Source organism: Nocardioides abyssi (genome assembly GCF_030412915.1).
Lineage (GTDB): Bacteria > Actinomycetota > Actinomycetes > Propionibacteriales > Nocardioidaceae > Nocardioides > Nocardioides abyssi.
Genome location: NZ_JAUHJR010000127.1, coordinates 1 through 281, shown reverse-complemented (window position 1 = coordinate 281; position 281 = coordinate 1). Strand labels below are relative to the sequence as shown.

Sequence of the window (281 nt, the reverse complement as noted above, 5' to 3'; positions counted from 1 at the left end):
CGGAGCCGAAGGGGGCGCATCCGCCGAAGCTAATGCAGCTCAATGACGGCGCGGTGGTGTGGGCCGGCCGCAAGCAGGACGACGTCGACGCGCTTTCCGCGGCGCGCACGCGAATCGAGCGCGAGAACACCGACGAATACCGCCGGCTGCTCTACGTCGCGATGACGCGCGCCGCCGAGCGGCTCATCATCTGCGGCGCGCAAGGCAAAAATAAAATCCCGGATGGCTGCTGGTACGAGCTGGTGCGCACGGCGCTGGAGAACGAGTGCGTGAGTGAGGAG

1 protein-coding gene is annotated in these 281 nt (G+C 66.9%); it reads left to right on the top strand.

Annotated elements, in window-relative coordinates; genetic code table 11:
- Positions 1–281 (top strand): ATP-binding domain-containing protein (locus QWY29_RS20200; RefSeq protein ID WP_300963021.1); only part of this gene is annotated, 281 nt, incomplete at both ends.